This window comes from Clostridium sp. ATCC 25772 (genome assembly GCF_001573875.1).
GTDB classification, from domain to species: Bacteria; Bacillota; Clostridia; order Clostridiales; family Clostridiaceae; genus Clostridium_J; species Clostridium_J senegalense.
Window position 1 is genome coordinate 19,636 of record NZ_LFRG01000002.1, and the last position, 17,321, is coordinate 36,956.

Sequence of the window (17,321 nt, forward strand, 5' to 3'; positions counted from 1 at the left end):
TTTAAATTAACCCAGTGAGGTAAAAAGGAGCTGTTTTATATGTTAAAAGGAAGAAATTTAATAGAACCAATGGATTTCACATTAGAAGAATTAGAACAAATATTTTTATTAGCAGATGAAATAATAAAAAATCCTACTCAATATGCAAAAATGTGTGATGGAAAAATACTTGCAACATTATTCTTTGAACCAAGTACAAGAACAAGGTTTAGTTTCGAAGCAGCTATGCTTAGATTAGGTGGTAATGTTATAGGTTTTTCAGAAGCAAACTCAAGCTCAGTTGCAAAGGGCGAAAGCATTTCAGATACTATAAGAACTGTTTCTTGTTATGCAGACATTGCTGTTATGAGACACCCAAAAGAAGGAGCAGCATTAGTGGCATCAGAAAGTTCACATATACCAGTTGTTAATGCTGGTGATGGTGGACATCAACATCCAACACAAACACTTACAGATTTATTAACCATAAGAAGAGTTAAGGGAAGATTAAAGAACTTAACTATAGGATGTTGTGGAGATTTAAAATTTGGAAGAACAGTTCACTCACTAATAAAAGCATTATCAAGATATGAAGGAAACAAATTTATATTAATATCCCCACAGGAATTAAATGTACCAGAATATATAATAAGAATTTTAAAAGAAAAGAATATAGAATTTAAACAAGTAGAAAAAATGGAAGAAGTAATAGGCGAGTTAGATATTCTTTATATGACAAGAGTACAAAAGGAAAGATTTTTTAATGAAGAAGATTATGTAAGGCTAAAAGATTCTTATATATTATGTAATGAAAAAATGAAGTTAGCAAAAGAAAATATGATAGTACTTCATCCATTACCAAGAGTGAATGAGATAGCATATGAAGTTGATGATGATCCAAGAGCGATTTATTTTAAACAGGCCAAATACGGTATGTTTGTAAGAATGGCTTTAATATGCAAACTTTTAGGATTAGCATAATTAAAAGATGAGGGGGGTTTTCTATGTTAACAATAAATAGTATAAAAAATGGAATTGTTATAGACCATATAGAATCTGGAAGAGGAATGAAAATATTTAATTATTTAGGATTAGATAAAGCACAGTATCAGGTTGCCTTAATTATGAATGCCCATAGTGAAAAATTAGGGCGAAAAGATATTATAAAGATAGAGAATGTTATGGAATTAGATTATACAGTTTTAGGATTAATAGATAGAGGTATAACTGTAGATATAATAAAAGATGAAAAAATTGTAGAGAAAATAGCATTAACCCTTCCTAAAAAAGTTGAAGGAATTATTAAGTGCAAAAATCCTCGTTGTATAACATCAATAGAACCATATATAGCTCATACACATTATTTGTTTAATGAAGACAAAAAAGAATATAGATGTAAATATTGTGATGAGATTATAAAAGTAAAGGAAATACGTTATAACTAAGGAGGGTTAAATTTGTGGAATTATTAATTAAAAATGCAAAAGTTGTAGACTGTTATGGAAGCTATTTAGGTGATGTTTATATAAAAGATGGCATTATAAATAAAATTGGTAGAAACTTAAGAAAATCTTGTAAAACTATAGATGCAAAAGGTTATGTTCTTATGCCATCCTTTGTAGATTTACATGTACATTTTAGAGAACCAGGATTTACTTATAAAGAAGATATAGAATCAGGTTCAAGGGCTGCGGTTAAAGGCGGATATACAATGGTAAATCTAATGGCAAATACAAATCCTGTATGCAGTTCTATGGATACAGTAAATTATGTTAGAGGTAGGGCTAATCAAATAGGTTTAATAGATGTACATCAAACAGTTTCTATTACTAATAGTTTTGATGGTAAGGATATAAGTCATTTAGATAGGATAGATAATTCCATAAAAATCATATCAGAAGACGGAAAAGATGTAATGAATAGCAAAATTATGTTAGATGCTATGGTTAAGGCCAAAGAAAAAAAATTAATACTTATGTGCCACTGCGAAGAGGAAAATCTATCAAAATATGATATGAGAATAGCAGAAAATATAATGACTTTACGTAATCTAGAATTTGCAAAAATAACAGGTGCTACTGTTCATATAGCACATGTAAGTACTCAGGAGGCTATGAAGTATATTATAAGATATAAAGATGAAGGGACCAAAGTTACCTGTGAAGTTGCACCACATCATTTGTTTTTAGAAAATGAATGTAACTATAAAGTAAATCCACCAATAAGAAAAAAAGAAGATGTAGAATTTTTAATTAAGGCTATAGAAGATGGATATGTAGATGTTATAGCAACAGATCACGCGCCACACAGTAAAGAGGATAAGGAAAGTGGAGCACCAGGTATATCTGGAATAGAAACAGCATTTAGCGTATGTTATACAAAACTAGTAAAAGAAAATGGAATATCTTTAGAAAAACTAAGTGAAATCATGAGTAAAAAACCTAGTGAAATGTTAGGTGTTAAAAAGGGAAAAATTGAAATTGGATATGAAGGAGACTTAGTTTTAATAGATTTAGAAGCTAAATATAATATAGATTCAGAAAGATTTTATTCAAAAGGAAAAAATACGCCATTAAATGGGGTAGAAGTATATGGAGATATAATAAAAACCATAAAAAATGGTGAAATAGTTTATTCAAATAATAAATATGAAATTTAGATACTTAAATCTAGAATGAGAGGGCGTTTAATGATAATAGATAAATTATTTAATACAGTTAAAGAAAAAGGACATGTTTGTTTAGGTCTAGATACAGATCTAAGCTACATACCTAAAGATTTTTTAAATAAATTTTCATCAATATCAGAAGGTGTATTTCAATTTAATAAAAGTATTATAGATGCTACTTTAGATGTTGTCGCTTGTTATAAACCTCAAATAGCATATTACGAAGCATTAGGATTAGAAGGACTTATAGCGTATAAAAAGACTATAGAATATATAAAGAAAAAAGGCGGAATTGCTATAGGAGATATAAAAAGAGGGGATATAGCAAAAACAGCTGAAATGTATGCAAAAGCACATTTTGAGGGAGATTTTGAGGTTGACTTTATAACATTAAATCCATATATGGGCTTAGATACTATAGAGCCATATATCCCATATATTAAAAAAGGTGAAAAAGGAATTTTTGTATTAATAAGAACATCTAATAAAGGGGCAAAAGATATACAGTATATAGATACATTAGATAATGAAAAGGTATATTCAAAAGTTGGAGATAAGCTTAACAAAATAGGAGAAAACTTCTTAGGACAGTGTGGATATAGTTCTATAGGTGGAGTTATAGGATGTACTCATACAGAAGAAGGAATTATGTTAAGAAAAAAATTAAATAGTACATTTTTCTTAATACCTGGATATGGAGCACAAGGTGGAACGGCAGAAGATGTAGCTATGTATTTAAAAGATGGAAATGGTGGAGTAGTTAACTCATCAAGAGGTATACTTCTTGCATATAAAAAATATGAAGACGGTGAAAAATATTTTGATAAATATGCAAGGGAAGAAGTCATAAGAATGAGAGATGAAATAAAGTTAGCTATAAAAAACAATACAAGAGGGTAAGGGGTAAGTTTTTTCAAATCTTATATATGAGGATGGTTTTATGAATTTAAATAAAGAATTTACAATGAATAGAGTGTTAGAAAATAAAGAGGTTTCAACGGGAATCTATAAGATAAAAGTATCAGGAAAATTCAAAGCGAACCCAGGTCAGTTTTATATGGTAAGATGCTGGGAAGACGAGCCAGTTTTATCAAGACCTATAAGTGTTCATAACGTTGGAAAAAATGGAGACTATATTGAGTTTTTATATGCAGTTGTTGGCAAAGGTACAGAATTAATAAGCAAGTTAAATCAAGGTGATGAAATTAAAACAATGGGACCACTAGGAAACGGATTTAATGTAGAAGAAGTTAAAGGGAAAAAGACTGCAATAGTAGCAGGGGGAATAGGTATAGCTCCAATGAAATATCTTTTAAGTTTATTAAAAGAAGAAAGTATAGATTTATATGCAGGATTTAAAGACTTAACATATGCAATTGAAGATATGAAAAATAGTATTAAAAAAATATATGTATCAACAGAAGATGGAAGTTGTGGTCATAAGGGTTATATAACAGAGGTATTAGACACAAATAAATACGATTTAGTACTATGTTGTGGACCAGAAGTTATGATGAATAAAGTAGTGAAAATGTGCAAAGAAACAAACACAAAGGTTTATATATCAGAAGAAAAAAAGATGGCCTGTGGAATAGGCGCTTGTTTAGTGTGTACTTGTAAAACCAAGCAAGGAAATAAAAGAACTTGTAAAGATGGACCAGTATTTTGTGGTGATGATATAGAGATTTAATAAAAATAATAGGGCTTTGAAGATTAGTACATGAGGTGATGATTAATGATGAAAGTGAATATATGTGGAGTTGAATTTAAAAATCCAGTAATAGCTGCATCGGGTACATTTGGTTTTGGACAAGAATATAACGAGTTCTTTCCAGTTTCTAAACTTGGTGGGATAAGCTCTAAAGGATTGACTATAAACCCTAAGGACGGTAATGATGGGGTAAGGATGAAAGAAACTCCATCTGGAATGTTAAATAGCGTTGGACTTCAAAATCCAGGAGTAGATAAATTTATAGAAAAAGAACTGAAAAATATGGAAGAGTTAAATACAGTAATAATTGCAAATTTAGGCGGAGGTTCTATAGAAGAATACATTAAAGGTGTTAAAAAATTAAATTGTAGTAGTGTAGATATGATAGAACTTAATATATCCTGTCCTAATGTAAAAACTGGTGGTATGGCTTTAGGGATTAAATCGTCTATAGCATATGATGCAGTTAAAGAAGTAAAAAAATATTGTAGTAAACCACTTATAGTGAAATTATCACCTAATGCTGAAAATATTCAGGAAATGGCAATAAGTTGTTGTGAAGCAGGGGCAGATGCATTGTCATTAGTTAATACTTTTAAAGGCATGGCAATTGATATATATAATCAAAAACCTGTCTTTGAAAATGTATATGCAGGACTTTCAGGACCAGCAATAAAACCTATAGCCCTTAGAATGGTGAATGAAGTAAGTAAAGTGGTAAATATTCCTATAATAGGACTAGGTGGAATAAAAACATGGCAAGATGCTATTGAATTTGTAATGGCAGGAGCTTCGGCTATACAAGTAGGAACTGCTAACTTTATAAAACCAGATATTATGCTAGATATTATAAACGGAATGGAAAAATTTTTAAAAGAGAGAAACATAAAAAATATAAATGATATAAGAGGAATTATATAAGGCATAATCAAATAAATTTGACTTGGAGGAATTATAATGGAAAAAATTATTATAGACATATTAAAAGAAACTAATGCATTATTAGAAGGACATTTTTTATTATCATCAGGTAGACATAGCAATAAATACTGCCAATGTGCTAGACTACTTCAATATCCAGATAAAGCAGAAAAAATTTTAAAAGTTGTTGTAGATAAAATAAAGGATATAGATTTTGATGTTGTTGTAGGACCAGCTATGGGTGGAGTTATAGTTGCTTATGAAGTAGCAAGACAGTTAAAAAAGCCAGGCATATTCACAGAGAGAAGAGATGGAGTTATGACTTTATCTAGATTTGAAATAGAAAAGGGAACTAAGGTAATGATATCAGAGGATGTTGTAACTACAGGAAAATCAACTATGGAAGTGTGTAGGTTATTAGAAAGTTTAGGTGCAGAAGTTGTTGGGGTTTGCTCAATTGTTGACAGAAGAGGAGAAATATCAGAACTTAAATTACCATTATATAGTGCTATAAAACTAAATGTAGATAACTTTGAAAAAGAAGAATGTCCACTATGCAAAGAAGGTATTCCTTATATAAAACCAGGTAGCAGAAATATTAAATAGTTGCAAAAGTAATAAAAATTTGTTAAAAATTAAAGTTCAAATAAAGGCTATAAGATATATGTAAATTATATCTTATAGCCTTTTAATTTAAAAAAATTAAAAAAAGAGTTGAATAAAAATAAATAAAAAATTTACAAAAAATATACATTTACATAAAAATTCAAATATATTGTATATTTTATTATTAGTAATTAGAAAGATATATATAATATATTCTAAAATTTTAAAATATCTTGTTAAGACATTATATGAAGAGTAATAAATTAAATTAATTTATTAATTTAAAGTCTAAATATTAATACTGTATTGTAATATTTAGACTTTAAATTTAAGATATAAAACAATGATTTCATTAAAATAAGAAGAAAAATGTAATAGATAATATTTAACTTTATAAACTATAATTACAGTTAAATTAATATAAATATAATTAATTATTAATAAATTGAAATTTAGTACTTGTGAAAAAATGTATAGCAAATGAATATACTTTATCATAGCAAATTTGACATAAAATAGAAAATTATTTACTATGATAGTACTTTATATTAAAAACATCTTATGAAATCACTGCATAAAACATCATGTTAAACATAAATTTAATACTAATGAAACAAATCTATTAAATATAGAACACATGACAATTAAAAAATTCAACAAAATTAATTAATATTATAAATAATTATTTTAAATAAAAAGGGTGCTTGGGGAAAGAATTAAAAAATATTATAAAAATAAATATGTTTTTAAATGGGGGGATATTGTGAAAATAGTATTAGCTTTAGGGGGTAATGCACTACAATCAAATCCAAAGGATAAAAGTGCAGAGTCACAATTAAAAACATGTAAAGATACGGCAAAATCTATTGTTGATTTAATAGAAGAAGGACATTCGATTTCTATAGTACATGGGAACGGGCCACAAGTAGGACAAATAGTAGCCACAATTGAAGATGCTATAAAATATAATGATAAAAATATTTTATTTCCATTTGATGTGTGTGGATCATTTACACAAGGATATATAGGCTATCATCTTCAAAATGCGATAAGTGAAGAATTAAACTATAGGAAAATTGACAAGCCAGTAGCTACAGTAATAACTCAGGTTTTAGTAGACGAAAATGATGGTGGTTTTAAAAATCCTACAAAACCTATAGGTTCATTTTATTCTAAAGAAGAAGCAGAAAAATTAGAAAAAAGTCAAGGGTATATTATGAAAGAAGATGCTGGGAGAGGATATAGAAGGGTTGTAGCTTCACCAAGGCCTTTAGATATAATTGAAAAAGAAACTATAAAGGACTTAGTTAAGAATGAAAAAGTAGTTATTTCTTGTGGTGGTGGTGGAATACCAGTAATAAGAAAAAACAATACAATACAAGGTGTTGCAGCAGTTATTGATAAGGACTTTGCAGCAGAAAGATTAGCAGAGATACTAGATGCGGATTGTTTGTTAATATTAACAGCTGTAGAAAGTGTATGTATAGATTATAACAAAGAAACAGAGGAAAAATTGACATCTATTACTATAAAAGAAGTTAACAAATATATAGAAGAGGGACAGTTTGCTCCAGGAAGTATGCTTCCGAAAATAGAGGCATGTAAAAAATTTGTTCAATTTGGTGATAATAAAATAGCAATAATATCATCATTATCTAAAGCAAATGAAGCGTTAAAAGGAGTATCTGGGACTAAAATAATTAAAGAGTAGGGGGCGATAATGGATGGAACAAAGGGGGGTAAAAGTTTATTCTGAAATAGGTAAATTAAAGACCGTTCTTTTGCATAAACCAGGTAGAGAAATTGAAAATTTAACACCGAGTTATTTAGAAAATTTATTATTTGATGATATACCATATTTAAAAATTGCACGTGAAGAACATGATAAGTTTGCAGAAGTATTTAAAATGAATGGTATAGAGGTTTTATATTTAGAAAACTTAGTAACAGATTCAATAAAAGATTTAAACATAAAAGAGCAGTTTGTAGAAGATATATTATTAAAAAGTAATTTAGTTGATAATAAGATAAAAGAAGAACTAAAAAAATATCTTTTAAATATGTTACCTAAAGAAATGATTGATGTTATTATGGCTGGAGTTAGAAAAGAGGATATACTTTTAAAAGAAAGCAAAAGTGAATACCCTTTTTTATTGGAACCAATGCCTAATTTATATTTTACAAGAGATCCATTTGCGTGTATAGGAAGTGGTGTATCTTTGAACTCTATGAGAAAAGTTGCAAGAAGGAGAGAAACTCTCTTTGGAAAATATATATTTAAGTATCATCCATGGTTTAAAGATACAAATGTGAGCATATATTATGATATGGACAACCCTTCATGTATAGAGGGTGGAGATCAGCTAGTATTATCAAAAGAAGTATTAGCTATTGGATGTAGTGAAAGAACAGATAAAGAAGCTGTATTAAAACTTGCAAGTAATATTTTCAAATCAGGAGAAACCTTTGAAAAAATATTATTGTTTAATATACCAAAAATAAGAGCGTTCATGCACCTTGATACAGTATTTACTATGGTGGATTATGATAAATTTACAATACATCCAGAAATAGAAGATACATTAAAAGTAATAGAAATAAGTTATGATAAAGCAAACAAGAATGTAATTACAAAAGAGTGTGAAGAAAGCCTTGAAAGTGTACTAAGTAGAGCTTTGAAAACAGAGGTTACACTTATAAGATGTGGTGGTGGAGACAAAATAGCAGCGGGAAGAGAACAATGGAATGATGGTTCTAACACCTTAGCTATATCACCGGGGAAGGTAATAACTTATGATAGGAACTATGTTACAAATGAACTTTTAGACAAGCATAATATTGAAGTATATGCTATTAAATCCAGTGAACTTTCAAGAGGTCGTGGTGGTCCAAGATGCATGTCTATGCCATTTGTAAGAGAAGATATTTAATTTAAATTAAAGATTATGATAATATATTTTAAATAATTTTGGGGGTATTAAAAATGTATAATTTAAGAAACAGAAACTTTTTAACACTAATGGATTTTTCGCCAAAAGAAATAAACTTTTTTTTAGACTTAGCACAAGAATTAAAAAGAGCAAAATATGCAGGGGTAGAACAACCAACCTTACAGGGTAAAAACATAGTATTGTTATTTGAAAAAGATTCAACTAGAACAAGATGTGCTTTTGAGGTAGCTGCTCATGATCAAGGGGCACATGTAACTTATTTAGGACCTACAGGAAGCCAAATGGGGAAAAAAGAGTCTATTGCAGATACTGCTAGAGTTTTAGGAAGAATGTTTGATGGAATTGAATATAGAGGGTTTGGACAGGAAGTGGTAAATGATTTAGCTAAATATTCTGGAGTGCCTGTATGGAACGGTCTTACTAATGAAGATCACCCAACACAAGTATTAGCGGATTTTTTAACTATAAGAGAACATTTTACAAAGCCACTTAATGAAATAAAATTTGTTTATGCTGGAGATGGAAGAAATAATATGGCAAATGCTCTTATGATTGGAGCAGCTAAAATGGGTATGGATTTTAGAATAGTTGCACCAAAATCATTATTTCCAGAAGAAGAGTTAGTAAATAAATGTTTAGAAATTGCAAAATGCACTGGTGGAAAAATAACAATAACAGATAGTGTAGAAGAGGGCGTTAATGGTGCAGATGTAATTTATACAGATGTTTGGGTTTCTATGGGCGAGGCAGATGAGGTTTGGGCGGAAAGAATAAAAATTCTTCTACCATATCAAGTTAATTCAAAAATGATGGAGTTAACTAATAATAAAGATGCTAAATTTATGCATTGTCTTCCAGCGTTCCATGATTTGAAAACAAGAGTAGGAAAAGATGTTTTTGAGAAATTTGGTATAAATGCAATGGAAGTAAGTGATGAAGTATTTGAAAGTGAAGCATCAATAGTATTTGATGAAGCTGAAAATAGAATGCATACCATAAAAGCTGTTATGGTAGCTACTTTAGGAAAATAATTTTTAATTTTAAAGGTATCTTAAAACTGTTTTTAAGATACCTTATTATTTTTTATATAAAAATAATAAGGTAATGAATTAAGGTGAAAAGTTAAATTTGATTTAAGAATTTAAGAACGTAGATTATTCATAAAATATTAATCATAAATATAAGGGTTTCTTAATATTATATATCATTGACACAAGGGAATTAAGACAATAAGGACAACCATAAAGTTTACTAAAGGGAGAGAGATGCTATGATTAATGAAATTCCAACAATGATATATGATAATTTAGGAAATCAATTAAAAGTTGTTAGAAGTAATAAAATTTTTTTTAAAAATAAAAATAAATATGGATATGTATTTCATGTTGAAAAAGCTGAGAAGGTAAGCACGGTAAGTGAGTTTGAGCTAGAATTAAAAAATGGAAAGTATATGTTAAAAAGAGATATTTTTATAGAAGTAATATCAGTATAAAATTTAAAAAATTAATTTCCTAAAATTATAATAAAAACTATTGAAGTTGAGCACAATAGTATAGAGAAATAGATAATAATTTTAGGAGGTATTTACATGAATAAAAATTCTAAAAGACTTATGGCATTAGTCCTTTCAGCATCACTTCTTGCAATGCCATTAGTTGGATGTACTAAAAACACAACTGATAATACAACAAACAAAAATGGTATGACAAATAAAAATGGTATGACAAACAATACAGGAAATGCAAACAAGACCACAGATAATGAAAAATCAGCTGAACTTGAAAGATCTAAAGTTATAAGAGAAAAAATATCAACAATAGCTGGTGTAAAAGAAGCTAGTGCTGTTGTTCATGACAATACAGCTGTAGTAGGTGTAGCATATAATGATGATATAACTTCCAAAACAGAAGTTAATAAGGCAATAGAAGATGCTATAAAACAAACAGATAATAAAGTGACTACAGTTAAAATTAGTGATGATACTACAATGACTGTAAAAATCAAAAAAATGTATGAAGATTTAGGTAGTGGAAAAACATGGGAAGATGTAAAAGGGGACTTTGAAGGATTTAAAAACGATATAATGTAATTAAAAGATAAAAAACTCTACTAATACATATGTAGAGTTTTTCATCTTTAAAAAAATATATTGATTACAAGTTCAAGATTAAATTTATTTAAGAACTTAAAAATATTTCTATGCAGAATATGGTACTGAATTTAAATAATTAGGAGTTTACATAACTTTTTTGCTTAAGTCTTAAAATAGATAAATTTGAAGGCTAACTAGGAACCTATATTAACAAGAATAAAAAAACATGCTATTGGGAATTTTATAATTAAAGTATAAATAAAAAGTGAGGTAATTTTATGATAGCCAAAGTTGATAAAGCAACATGCATAAGCTGTGGTAGCTGTGCAAAGCTATGCCCAGAAGTTTTTGAAATAGGTGATGGTGATAAAGCTTATGTTAAAGTAGAAAAAGTTCCGGTTATAAATGAATTTGATGCAAAAAAAGCAGAGAAAAATTGTCCTGTTGAGGCAATAAAAACATGTTAGTTTATTTTAGATAATATAGGGGGAATAGTTTGAATTGTAAAATGTTTTATACAATATATTTTTGTTATATAAATTTAATTATATAAAATACCAAGATAATAGTTAAAATTATTTTGGTATTTTTTTATACTTAAATATAAATTTGAATAGATTTGTAGCAATAACAAGGCCTTTAGAATATATATATAATAATAAAATATAATTTGGAGGGGAATTTATGGAGGCTTTTATGCAAAATGGTCTAGTTCAAGCATTGCTTATAATTTTAGTTGTATTGGCGGTTGGAATACTTGCAGGACTGTTAAAAAAGAAAAATATAATACTAGATGATAAATTCCTGAATTTCGGATATACAATTATTGATATGTTAGATGAATTAGGGGTAGCAGATGAAAATACGAAAAAAATATTAAGGATAATAATGGATGGAGTTAGATATGTTGAAGAAAACTTTAATAACATGTCTAATCCAGTAAAAGAGGAAACTGCATTAAATGTGGTAAAAGAAAATCTTGAAAATATTAATGGTATAGAAAAATTAACAGAAGAAGATATTAAGACATTTATAAGACTTTCTGCAATATTATTAGGTGAAAGTGAAAAGAAAACAGTTGAATAATTAATTCATAAAAAAGGATGCTTTTGCATCCTTTTAAATTTATACCAGAAAGATTTTTATCTACATATAATTAATCTAGAAGTAAACATATGCTTTGAGAAGATATACCTTCACCAGTTCCGGTAAATCCCAACCCTTCCTCAGTTGTAGCTTTTACATTAATTTTGTTACAATCTATGTTAAGTGAATCACTTATATTAGATACCATTTCAGAAATGTAAGGAGCCATTTTAGGTCTTTGAGCTATTATAGTAGCATCTATATTACCGATAATATAGTTATGTTTTTTTAATAAATCACCTACATATTTTAAAAGCTCCATACTAGAAATTCCTTTGTATTTTTCATCTGTGTCAGGAAAGTGTTTACCTATATCTCCTAGAGCTGCAGCACCTAAGAGACTATCCATAATTGCGTGAACAAGAACGTCTGCATCAGAGTGTCCTAAAAGGCCTTTCTCATAAGGAATTGTAACGCCACCTAATATAAGTTTTCTGTTATCTGTAAGTCTATGTACATCATAACCTAGTCCGATTCTCATAAAAAACCTCCAAACAAATATAGAATTATTTATAGAACAATTAATCTAATATTTTTAAATACTAAAATATAATTATAAAATAAATTTATCCTTAATATTATTTATTATACGTAATATTAGGGGAAAGTAAAATAATTATACAAATATTTATAAAAATAAACAGTCAGTATAATCATTAAATACAGAGTAAAAAATAACCATACTGACCATTATTTAAAATTTAATAACATATAGAATTCTACAATTATATTTTAACTTATATCTTAAAAGTTTTGTATATCTATATTTATAACTGATTTTTATAGTTATAAATCTTTAATCTCATATCGTAAGGTTTATTAGTTCTATTTTCTTTAGGATGTTTATTGTTAAAAAAAGATTTGATTTTTTTTATAGAAAAGAAATTAATGAATTTATTGCGATTCTTAATTTTTTTTCTAGATTTAAAGTCTACATAAATAACGTTATTAGACATTATATCAACCCCCAATGTGCTTGTGGTATGGGAAAGAAGTAAAAACATTTAATAAGAAAATTATACCATAAATTACAGAATATTTTAACAATTCAAATTTTAATTGTTTTTAAATAATATTAATTATTAGTTAAGTTTTTAAAAAAAATAAATAATTTGAAAGTTATCCACAAATTATAAACAATCATGTTGATAATGTGTATAAAAAATAATAAAAAAATAAGAACTATATATACATCTATATTATTTTAATTTTCATTAAAATTATTCTGAAAAAACTAAATTGTAATTAAATATTAACAATAACTCAACAGATTATTAACAGGAAGTCTGTGGATAATGTTAATAACTTTTCTAAGAATGTAAAAAAATTTACAATGTTTTCATATTAATTAAAATTACTGTGATAAAATTGTGAATTATTTATATGAAAAATGATTTTAAATATTAAGATTATTTTAAATATTGAAAAATTTTTTAAAAATTGATATAATTGAAAAAGGGCCAATTGGAAAAAATAACTAATTAAATTGGGGGTATATGAAATGAAAAAAGTATTATCAATTGTGTTAGCTGCAGTTTTAACATTTTCATTAACAGCATGTGGGGCTAATACAACTAATAAAAATGATGCAAAAGAAAATGCAACAAATACAGAAGCTACTAATAAAAAAGATGAAAATAAAAAAGATGAAGAAAAAACTGAAGAAAAAGCTGAAGAAGTTAAATATGAAGAATTTGGACAATTATTAAATGCTGTATCAGAAAAAGATTATTATTATGATGATATAGGTACTATTAAAATATTAAATGATGTAAAAAAGGAAGTAAATGCTGCAAAGAAAGAAGATTATACTAAAAAGACAAAAGAAATTATAGATAAAGAGATGACAGATAAAAAAGTAGATGTAAGTAAAACTAAAATTTATGATTATTATAAAAACGCTAATGGAGAAAAATCACAAAAGTCTTATGTTGTAGTTTATGGAGATGATAAAGTACCAACTACTGTTTATGAAGTTATGTTTGATATTTCAGAAAGTGATGAACCAAGTTTAAAGGAAACAAAAGAAAATAAAGAATTAATTAATGATGATTTTAAAACATTATTTAAAGCTGACCTTGAAAAGCCAGCAGAAAAAGAAGAATAAATTTTTTAAAGTACTAAAAAATTCATAAATTAAAGGTGATTTTAAAATTAAAAAATCACCTTTAATTTTTTTATATATAAGTAGAATTTTCAAAGTACGTTCCCATAACAAGTTAATTATAAAGAAGCATCTTCTGTTTTTACAGAATCTTTTACAAGAGAGTTTATAACACCCATTTCCTTTTCCGTTAAGTATCTCCATTTACCTATAGGAATATCTTTTAGTGTCACATTCATAATACGAATTCTTTCAAGCTTTACTACGTCATATCCTAAATAATCACACATTCTTCTTATCTGTCTATTTAGACCTTGAGTTAATATAATCCTGAAAATATAATTGCTTTCTTTTTTTATAAAACATTTTTTTGTGATTGTATCTAAGATAGGTACACCATTAGACATAGCTTTAATAAAATTATCAGTAATTGGCTTATTAACAGTAACTAAATATTCTTTTTCATGATTATTTCCTGAACGTAAAATTTTATTTACTATGTCGCCATCATTGGTTAGAAAAATTAATCCTTGAGAGGGTTTATCTAATCTTCCTATGTGAAATATTCTTTCAGGATAATTTATAAAATCAACTATATTTCCTTTTATAGATGTGTCTGTAGTACAAGTAATTCCTACAGGTTTATTTAGTGCTATATAAACTTTTTTACTTTTAGGTTTTACAGTTACTCCATTTACAGTAACAATGTCGCTAGGTAAAACTTTAGTACCTATACCGGCCTTTTGTTTATTTATAAAGACTATGCCTTTTTCAATTAACCTATCAGCTTCTCTTCTAGAGCAAAATCCACTTTCACTTATGTATTTATTTAATCTAGTACCCGAAGTGATTTTTTTATCCATATACATCGTTCCTTTTCTAAAAATATTATAAGTATATACTAGTATTATATACTTAAAAGCTAACTATAAAAATTAATTCTGATATTTTTATAGAAATATAGAAGAATTTTAGTTGAAAATAGGTTGCAATAATTTTATAGAAGATAAAAATAATAGATATACCTATACAATATAATTTAAATTTACAAAAATATAAATAAATATACAAATTAAAGGAATCATCATGTATAATTTAAGTATGATTTATAAGTTATTGTCTAATGGTTAGCAAAATTGTTTGTAAAAGAAAGAATAAAACTTAAATTTATAACAATTTTGCATTAAAAGTGGACAAGCAATATTAAGAAAAGAGGGGGAAAAATGGAGAGAAAAAAGAGGTCTTCTATTATAGGTGTATTTTTATTAATAATGGTCACTATGATTATTACAACATCAAGGGTGAATGCAGCAGTAGAGCCTAAGGTTTTTGAACATAAATTAAGTGTTCCAACTAATAAAGTTTGGAGCATATGCCTTAATGATACACTAAATGATAGTGCTATTAATTCACTAGAAAGTTCTATTAAAGTTACAACAGTAAATGGGGGCGTAAGTCAACCTATATCTATTAGCTATGATGCTAACAATAAAGTTGTAAATGTAAATCCACCAGAAGGTGGATATGAACCTAATACTATTTATAGTTTATTAGTAAGTAGTTCAATTACAAATTCAATTGGAAGCGGACTTGAAAATAATTATGTTATAGATTTTACTACTGAAAGAAACACAGATACTATTAGCGTTCCAGCAGGAAGCACAGTTGAATATATAGATTATCCATTTACATTAGATGATTTTGTACAAAGTCAATCAGGAAAATTAATTAAATTTTTAAGAAATTCACCGTTTACATCTGATGGAAGTTTATTAAATGTTAAAGCTTTTGCTGATTCAGAAAATTTATCTTTAAATAGTACTCAAGTCTATCAATTTTTAAGTTTAAAATATATAGATGGTATATCACCAGAAGTTTTAAATAGGGAGATAAATACAAAGGGAATTATAAAAGATAAAGGTTCAGTATTTATAGAAGCAGGAAAAACATATGATATAAATCCTGTATATTTAAACTTACATTGTGCATTAGAAACAGGGGTTGGAACATCTCAGTTAGCTAATGGCATAGACTATAAAACTCCAGATGGCAAGACTGTAAAAGTCTATAATATGTACGGTATAGGGGCAGTAGATAGTGATCCTATAAATGGAGGAGCAAAAACTGCATATGAACAAGGATGGACAACTCCAGAAAAGGCTATAATTGGTGGTGCTAAATGGATCGGAGAAAGATATATACACTGTTCACAAGTGACTGATATGGATGATAAAGATACATTATATGAAATGAGATGGGCGATAGGAGAATATCCAAGTGGATGGAAGCAATATGCTACAGATGTGTCATGGGCATATAAACAAGCTGCTAGATATGAACGAATATTAAGTCAGTGTACAAGTGCTAAATTGAAATTTCAAATTCCTAGATTCGTTAAATAATATGTGAAAATAAGAAACAGCTTAATAAATATTAAGCTGTTTTTTTATTAATCAAATTCACCGGTATTGCTATTTACTGTTACTACAAAATTATTTTTTTCTGCATGGCTTACAAATGTATTAAGGTCTAATGGTAATTCTGTCTTATTATCTGATACAAATACTAATACTTTTCCAATATAATATCCATTAGGTATGGAAATTTGTTTTTCCTTTAAAGCTTCATCAAATAGTATAATAAGACCATCATTTAATGTATTTCCAATTACATTGGTATTATTAATTAGTTCTATTCCATCAGCATCTTTGGAAGATACATTAGATATTTTACCGGAAGATGTAACTTCAAATTTAACATTAGAGTTAAAATCAGCAATTACAACATATTTAGTAGCAAAATTAGTATAAGTTAAAATACTAGCTGTAATTATACCTATTAAAAGAAAAGATATAAGAAGTTTTTGAACTATGGTTTTCTTTTGAATTACAGTTCCTGTATATATGTTGCCCATTTTAGGCTTTATGTTAGTTCTTTTTACAGTTATAAATTCTTTATCTTTAGTAAGAAGATATACTTTATTTTTTTCAATATTAATTATTTTACCTGTTCTCTTCATAGATAAATCCTCTCAAATTTATAATTAGAATGTTAATTTTAAATCAACTAATTATAATAATATCATATAATTGAATATATATAAAACAGAGAGTATAATAAAAGTTAGAAAATACAGAATTTTG

20 protein-coding genes are annotated in these 17,321 nt (G+C 27.3%); 16 read left to right on the forward strand and 4 right to left on the reverse strand.

The features are described 5' to 3' along the window. Positions 1-39 precede the first annotated feature (39 nt). From pyrB to AZI32_RS00740, 14 genes are all read left to right on the forward strand, one after another. Positions 40-960 carry an aspartate carbamoyltransferase gene (pyrB, locus tag AZI32_RS00675; RefSeq protein WP_061993996.1) on the forward strand — a complete coding sequence of 307 codons (921 nt, stop codon included), beginning with the start codon at positions 40-42 and terminating at the stop codon, positions 958-960. Between the two features lie 23 nt (positions 961-983). Continuing rightward, on the forward strand, positions 984-1,424 hold the full coding sequence (locus AZI32_RS00680) for an aspartate carbamoyltransferase regulatory subunit (protein WP_061993997.1): 441 nt from the start codon (positions 984-986) through the stop codon (positions 1,422-1,424). Between the two features lie 14 nt (positions 1,425-1,438). Further along, positions 1,439-2,638: a dihydroorotase gene (locus tag AZI32_RS00685; RefSeq protein WP_061993998.1), complete on the forward strand. Its 1,200-nt coding sequence runs from the start codon at positions 1,439-1,441 to the stop codon at positions 2,636-2,638. 30 nt (positions 2,639-2,668) lie between these two features. Next, the gene (gene pyrF, locus AZI32_RS00690; protein WP_061993999.1) at positions 2,669-3,547 is read left to right on the forward strand and encodes an orotidine-5'-phosphate decarboxylase; all 879 of its coding nucleotides are present in this window, start codon (positions 2,669-2,671) and stop codon (positions 3,545-3,547) included. 40 nt (positions 3,548-3,587) lie between these two features. Beyond that, complete coding sequence (locus tag AZI32_RS00695; protein WP_061994000.1) at positions 3,588-4,337, forward strand: dihydroorotate dehydrogenase electron transfer subunit; 750 nt, start codon at positions 3,588-3,590, stop codon at positions 4,335-4,337. Between the two features lie 45 nt (positions 4,338-4,382). Then, complete coding sequence (locus AZI32_RS00700; RefSeq protein ID WP_206406621.1) at positions 4,383-5,279, forward strand: dihydroorotate dehydrogenase; 897 nt, start codon at positions 4,383-4,385, stop codon at positions 5,277-5,279. Positions 5,280-5,315: 36 nt separating this feature from the next. Further along, the gene (pyrE, locus tag AZI32_RS00705) at positions 5,316-5,885 is read left to right on the forward strand and encodes an orotate phosphoribosyltransferase (protein WP_061994001.1); all 570 of its coding nucleotides are present in this window, start codon (positions 5,316-5,318) and stop codon (positions 5,883-5,885) included. Between the two features lie 763 nt (positions 5,886-6,648). Further along, complete coding sequence (arcC, locus tag AZI32_RS00710; RefSeq protein WP_061994002.1) at positions 6,649-7,596, forward strand: carbamate kinase; 948 nt, start codon at positions 6,649-6,651, stop codon at positions 7,594-7,596. Between the two features lie 13 nt (positions 7,597-7,609). Then, positions 7,610-8,815, forward strand: coding sequence for an arginine deiminase (gene arcA, locus AZI32_RS00715; protein WP_061994003.1), 1,206 nt, complete (start codon positions 7,610-7,612; stop codon positions 8,813-8,815). Between the two features lie 53 nt (positions 8,816-8,868). Then, the gene (gene argF, locus AZI32_RS00720) at positions 8,869-9,867 is read left to right on the forward strand and encodes an ornithine carbamoyltransferase (protein WP_061994004.1); all 999 of its coding nucleotides are present in this window, start codon (positions 8,869-8,871) and stop codon (positions 9,865-9,867) included. Positions 9,868-10,106: 239 nt separating this feature from the next. Next, positions 10,107-10,328: a hypothetical protein gene (locus AZI32_RS00725; RefSeq protein WP_061994005.1), complete on the forward strand. Its 222-nt coding sequence runs from the start codon at positions 10,107-10,109 to the stop codon at positions 10,326-10,328. A 96-nt stretch (positions 10,329-10,424) separates the two neighbouring features. Beyond that, on the forward strand, positions 10,425-10,925 hold the full coding sequence (locus AZI32_RS00730; protein WP_061994006.1) for a YhcN/YlaJ family sporulation lipoprotein: 501 nt from the start codon (positions 10,425-10,427) through the stop codon (positions 10,923-10,925). A gap of 281 nt (positions 10,926-11,206) precedes the next feature. Further along, positions 11,207-11,395: a ferredoxin gene (locus AZI32_RS00735; RefSeq protein ID WP_061994007.1), complete on the forward strand. Its 189-nt coding sequence runs from the start codon at positions 11,207-11,209 to the stop codon at positions 11,393-11,395. Positions 11,396-11,612: 217 nt separating this feature from the next. After that, complete coding sequence (locus tag AZI32_RS00740; RefSeq protein ID WP_061994008.1) at positions 11,613-12,014, forward strand: hypothetical protein; 402 nt, start codon at positions 11,613-11,615, stop codon at positions 12,012-12,014. A gap of 70 nt (positions 12,015-12,084) precedes the next feature. On the opposite strand, the gene ispF is transcribed toward AZI32_RS00740, so the two are convergent. Continuing rightward, positions 12,085-12,555, reverse strand: coding sequence for a 2-C-methyl-D-erythritol 2,4-cyclodiphosphate synthase (ispF, locus tag AZI32_RS00745; RefSeq protein WP_061994009.1), 471 nt, complete (start codon positions 12,553-12,555; stop codon positions 12,085-12,087). 286 nt (positions 12,556-12,841) lie between these two features. After that, positions 12,842-13,030, reverse strand: coding sequence for a hypothetical protein (locus tag AZI32_RS00750; protein ID WP_061994010.1), 189 nt, complete (start codon positions 13,028-13,030; stop codon positions 12,842-12,844). Positions 13,031-13,575: 545 nt separating this feature from the next. Between AZI32_RS00750 and AZI32_RS00755 the strand changes: the two genes are divergently transcribed. Beyond that, the gene (locus AZI32_RS00755) at positions 13,576-14,181 is read left to right on the forward strand and encodes a hypothetical protein (protein WP_061994011.1); all 606 of its coding nucleotides are present in this window, start codon (positions 13,576-13,578) and stop codon (positions 14,179-14,181) included. Positions 14,182-14,297: 116 nt separating this feature from the next. On the opposite strand, the gene rluF is transcribed toward AZI32_RS00755, so the two are convergent. After that, positions 14,298-15,041, reverse strand: coding sequence for a 23S rRNA pseudouridine(2604) synthase RluF (rluF, locus tag AZI32_RS00760; protein ID WP_199869242.1), 744 nt, complete (start codon positions 15,039-15,041; stop codon positions 14,298-14,300). 360 nt (positions 15,042-15,401) lie between these two features. On the opposite strand from rluF, the gene AZI32_RS00765 reads away from it, so the two are divergent. Then, positions 15,402-16,580, forward strand: coding sequence for a glucosaminidase domain-containing protein (locus AZI32_RS00765; RefSeq protein WP_061994013.1), 1,179 nt, complete (start codon positions 15,402-15,404; stop codon positions 16,578-16,580). 47 nt (positions 16,581-16,627) lie between these two features. Here the strand turns inward: AZI32_RS00765 and AZI32_RS00770 are convergent, their stop codons facing one another. Beyond that, positions 16,628-17,197, reverse strand: a complete 570-nt coding sequence (locus AZI32_RS00770; protein WP_061994014.1) for an anti-sigma factor domain-containing protein — start codon at positions 17,195-17,197, stop codon at positions 16,628-16,630. Positions 17,198-17,321: the final 124 nt, after the last annotated feature.

What these genes read in the sequence shown, in the direction of transcription:
- AZI32_RS00695 (WP_061994000.1), top strand. Translation starts at nt 3,588, where the DNA reads ATGAATTTAAATAAAGAATTTACAATGAATAGAGTGTTAGAAAATAAA.
- AZI32_RS00735 (WP_061994007.1), top strand. Translation starts at nt 11,207, where the DNA reads ATGATAGCCAAAGTTGATAAAGCAACATGCATAAGCTGTGGTAGCTGT.
- AZI32_RS00730 (WP_061994006.1), top strand. Translation starts at nt 10,425, where the DNA reads ATGAATAAAAATTCTAAAAGACTTATGGCATTAGTCCTTTCAGCATCA.
- AZI32_RS00680 (WP_061993997.1), top strand. Translation starts at nt 984, where the DNA reads ATGTTAACAATAAATAGTATAAAAAATGGAATTGTTATAGACCATATA.
- pyrB (WP_061993996.1), top strand. Translation starts at nt 40, where the DNA reads ATGTTAAAAGGAAGAAATTTAATAGAACCAATGGATTTCACATTAGAA.
- AZI32_RS00765 (WP_061994013.1), top strand. Translation starts at nt 15,402, where the DNA reads ATGGAGAGAAAAAAGAGGTCTTCTATTATAGGTGTATTTTTATTAATA.
- argF (WP_061994004.1), top strand. Translation starts at nt 8,869, where the DNA reads ATGTATAATTTAAGAAACAGAAACTTTTTAACACTAATGGATTTTTCG.
- AZI32_RS00755 (WP_061994011.1), top strand. Translation starts at nt 13,576, where the DNA reads ATGAAAAAAGTATTATCAATTGTGTTAGCTGCAGTTTTAACATTTTCA.
- ispF (WP_061994009.1), bottom strand. Translation starts at nt 12,555, where the DNA reads ATGAGAATCGGACTAGGTTATGATGTACATAGACTTACAGATAACAGA.
- AZI32_RS00700 (WP_206406621.1), top strand. Translation starts at nt 4,383, where the DNA reads ATGATGAAAGTGAATATATGTGGAGTTGAATTTAAAAATCCAGTAATA.
- arcA (WP_061994003.1), top strand. Translation starts at nt 7,610, where the DNA reads ATGGAACAAAGGGGGGTAAAAGTTTATTCTGAAATAGGTAAATTAAAG.
- AZI32_RS00770 (WP_061994014.1), bottom strand. Translation starts at nt 17,197, where the DNA reads ATGAAGAGAACAGGTAAAATAATTAATATTGAAAAAAATAAAGTATAT.
- rluF (WP_199869242.1), bottom strand. Translation starts at nt 15,041, where the DNA reads ATGGATAAAAAAATCACTTCGGGTACTAGATTAAATAAATACATAAGT.
- AZI32_RS00750 (WP_061994010.1), bottom strand. Translation starts at nt 13,030, where the DNA reads ATGTCTAATAACGTTATTTATGTAGACTTTAAATCTAGAAAAAAAATT.
- pyrE (WP_061994001.1), top strand. Translation starts at nt 5,316, where the DNA reads ATGGAAAAAATTATTATAGACATATTAAAAGAAACTAATGCATTATTA.
- AZI32_RS00725 (WP_061994005.1), top strand. Translation starts at nt 10,107, where the DNA reads ATGATTAATGAAATTCCAACAATGATATATGATAATTTAGGAAATCAA.
- pyrF (WP_061993999.1), top strand. Translation starts at nt 2,669, where the DNA reads ATGATAATAGATAAATTATTTAATACAGTTAAAGAAAAAGGACATGTT.
- AZI32_RS00740 (WP_061994008.1), top strand. Translation starts at nt 11,613, where the DNA reads ATGGAGGCTTTTATGCAAAATGGTCTAGTTCAAGCATTGCTTATAATT.